We start from the raw sequence: 3,297 nt of genomic DNA, 5'->3' as shown, positions 1-3,297 counted from the left end.
GCAGGGCCTGCCACGCGGTGTGCCGGACCCGGCGGATCTCCGGGTGGCGGGACATGCCCTCCAGGGCGGCCACCAGCATGGCGAACATGTCCGGCGGGATGGCGTCGAGGTCCGCGAAGGGGGTGCGGTCCAGCTGTGCGGGCTCCATGGCTCCGATCGTCGCGCGGCGCGGGCCACGCTGTGGGCAGCGGTCAACCTTCCGACACGGGAAGGCTCGGATTCCGGAAGTTTTCACCGATCGGGTGACTGTGACCCGCATCAGGCAGCTGCTGCCCGCCGGCAACCTGGACCGCACCCGGCTGGCCGCGACGATCCTCGGCTGTCTCGGGCTGGCCGCGGACCTGGCCCAGGTCGGCAACGAGGAGCGGTCGCCGAGCTGGCACCTGGCGTCGTTCCTGGCCATCCTGCTCGTGATGGTGGCGGTCGTGCTGACCCACCGGCGCGGCCGGGCGCCGTGGTGGGACTCGATCACGCTGCCGGTGCTGATCACCATCGGTGGCGCCGGCCTGCGGGACCCGCTCGCGACCATCGGGGTGGCCTTCGCGGTAGCCCTGGCCCTGAGCCTGTACGGCCCGACGGGCCTGTGGATCGTGCGTACGGTCGGCGGCTTCGCGGCGATCCCGGCCGCCCTGGCCATCTCGCCGGTCTCGCTCGGCCGGGTCGTCTCGTGGCACTCCCCCACCGTGCTCGGCATGCTGCCGCTGCTGGTGCTGACGAGCGCGATGATGCGCGGCATCTACCTGGCGCTGCGGCACCAGGAACGGGTCAGCGCCCGCGACGCGGTGCTGGCGCAGACCGGCAGCCGCATGATCAGCCTGACCGAGGTCACCGCCGTGCGCCGGCTGGGCGTGGAAGCGGCGAACGCCATCGTCGCCCTGACCCCCGGGGTCGCGATGGCGATCGTGCGCCGCGACGAGCGGGGGCTGTTCATCAAGGCCGTGGCCGGTCTGCCGGAGTCGTTGCTGCAACGGCCCGTGCCCGAGTCGACGGTGACCGGACCGGCCGGGCTCCAGGAACTGGCGCCCGGGTTCCGGCACTGGCGGGTCGAGACCTTCTCCGCGGACCTGCATCTGCTGGTCGGCGGGCGCAACCCGGTGGCCGAGGACGTCGTGGCGGCGTTCCGTACGGTGTCGAACCAGGTGGTGCTCGGGGAGGCGGCCTGCGTCTCGCACGCCGAGCTCGACCACCGGGCCAACCACGACCACCTCACCGGGCTGCCCACCCGCGACAAGTTCTTCCGCGAGCTGGACGCGGCGACGGCGGCCGGGGCGCCGGGCAGTGTCGCGCTGCTGCTCATCGACCTGGACGATTTCAAGGCGGTCAACGACACGTACGGGCACGCGGCCGGCGACGAGCTGCTGGTCGAGCTGGCCGGCCGGATCGTCGGCGCGGGCGGGCCCGGCAGTGTGGCCGCCCGGCTCGGTGGCGACGAGTTCGCCCTGCTGCTGACCGGGCTCAGCACGCCGAGCGGCGCCGACGCGACGGCCCGCGCGGTGAGTGCCGCCATCGTCGCTCCGGCCCGGCTCACCGACGCCACGGTGACGGTCGGCGCCTCGATCGGCATCGCCGCGGCCACCCCGGGCTGCGGCGCCGGCGAGCTCACCCGGCACGCCGACCAGGCCATGTACGCGGCCAAGGCCCACGGCAAGAACCGCGTCGAGCGCTACGACCCCGACCGGCTGCAACCCGCCTGAGCGGCCCGGCCGTCCGGTGCCCGGCAGCGGTGAAGATCGCGGGACGTAGGATCCGGTCCATGACGGCTACACGGATCGGACTGGTGGGGTACGGCTCGGGCGGGCGGATCTTCCACGCCCCCCTGCTCGCGGCGGCGGACGGTGTCGAGTTCGCGGGTGTGGTGACGCGTTCCGCCGAGCGGCGCGCCGAACTGGCCAAGGGCCACCCCGACGTGCCCGCCTTCGACTCGCTCGCCGATCTCGCCGCGGCGGGTGTCGAAGCGGTCACCATCTCCACCCCGGCGGCCACCCACGCGGCCCTGGCCCGCGAGGCGATCGCGCTCGGCCTGGCCGTGGTGGTGGACAAGCCGTTCGCGCTGGACGCGGAGGCGGCCCGCGAGGTCACCACTCTGGCGGCTGACGCGGGGGTGCTGCTCAGCGTCTACCAGAACCGCCGCTGGGACTCCGACCTGCTCACCCTGCAGCGCCTGATCGGCGAGGGAGCGCTCGGCGAGGTCCGCCGGTTCGAGTCCCGCTTCGAGCGCTGGGCGCCGGACCGGGAGCCGCCCGCGGCGGGCGGTGGCACGCTGCTCGACTTCGGTGCGCACCTGGTGGACCAGGCGCACCTGCTCTTCGGCCCGGCCACCCGGGTGTACGCGGAACTGCGCGGCGACGGCGACCTGGACGACGACGTCTTCGTGGCCCTGCACCACGAGAGCGGCGTCGAGTCGCACCTGTGGGGCAGCTGGCGGCAGGCGGCGCCGGGTCCGCGCCTGCGGGTCAGCGGCACAACGGGCACCTACATCGTCGACGGCATCGACGGGCAGGAGGCGGCGCTCAAGGCCGGCCGTTCCCCTGCCGACCTGGGCGAGCGCTGGGGTGCCGAGCCGGACCACGCGTGGGGACGGCTCTACCGCGGGGCCACGGGTGCGCCGGTCCGCAGTGAGCGCGGCCGGTGGGACAGCTATTACCCGGCGTTCGCGGCGGCTGTCCGCGGGGAGGCGCCGGTCCCGGTCGACCCGTGGGACTCGCTCCGCAACATCGACGTGCTGGACGCGGCCCGGAACAGCGCGACCACCGGCGAGACGGTCGGGCTCTAGCGCGGCCGCACGTGCGGGCCCAGGACGCGGGCGGTGGCCAGTGAGCCGGCGAAGGTGGCCGGCTCCAGATCCAGGCCGGCCGGCAGCCAGGCCGGTTCACCCTGATCCGGATCGGTCGCGGCGGCCAGGACGTCGGCCGGACTCAGGCCCGCCTCCAGCAACGCGCCCAGCTCCCGCGGGTTGATCCCCGGCGGTAGCGGGCCGTTACCAAGGTCGGTGCCGTAGCGCACTTTTCCGCCGTGGCCGAGGAATCGCCGCAGGTTGCCGAGCGCCACGTCGCGCTCGGGCGTCGCGGTGCCCCAGCCGTGGATGTCCAGCGTGCTGATCCAGGTCATCCGGGCCGCGCAGTCCCGGATCAGGCCGTCGTCGAGGGCCTCGGTCCACGGGGTGTGCGCAAGCACGTCGGCCCCGGCGGCCAGGGCGGCGGCGACCGTGCCCGGACCTTCCGCGTGCACGACCACCGGCAGCGCCGCCGCGTGGGCCGCCTCTACCCCCGCGGCCAGTGTCGCGTCGCTGAGCATCGG

Annotated in this window: 2 protein-coding genes and 1 pseudogene; 2 read left to right on the top strand and 1 reads right to left on the bottom strand. The window is 74.5% G+C overall.

The genetic code is table 11. The features are described 5' to 3' along the window. Nucleotides 1–248 precede the first annotated feature (248 nt). A complete protein-coding gene (locus AB0C29_RS39970; RefSeq protein WP_360832033.1) occupies nt 249–1,694 on the top strand; it encodes a GGDEF domain-containing protein in 1,446 nt (481 codons plus the stop codon). Nucleotides 1,695–1,753: 59 nt separating this feature from the next. Then, complete coding sequence (locus tag AB0C29_RS39965; protein ID WP_360832030.1) at nt 1,754–2,773, top strand: Gfo/Idh/MocA family oxidoreductase; 1,020 nt, start codon at nt 1,754–1,756, stop codon at nt 2,771–2,773. Here the strand turns inward: AB0C29_RS39965 and AB0C29_RS39960 are convergent. Continuing rightward, nucleotides 2,770–3,297: pseudogene (locus AB0C29_RS39960) on the bottom strand (amidohydrolase); the annotation flags it as partial. The gene AB0C29_RS39965 and the pseudogene AB0C29_RS39960 overlap by 4 nt on opposite strands.

Source organism: Actinoplanes sp. NPDC048791, assembly GCF_040650095.1.
GTDB lineage: Bacteria > Actinomycetota > Actinomycetes > Mycobacteriales > Micromonosporaceae > Actinoplanes.
The sequence above is the reverse complement of the archived record's forward strand: the minus strand, read 5'-3'. Positions and strand labels throughout refer to the sequence as shown.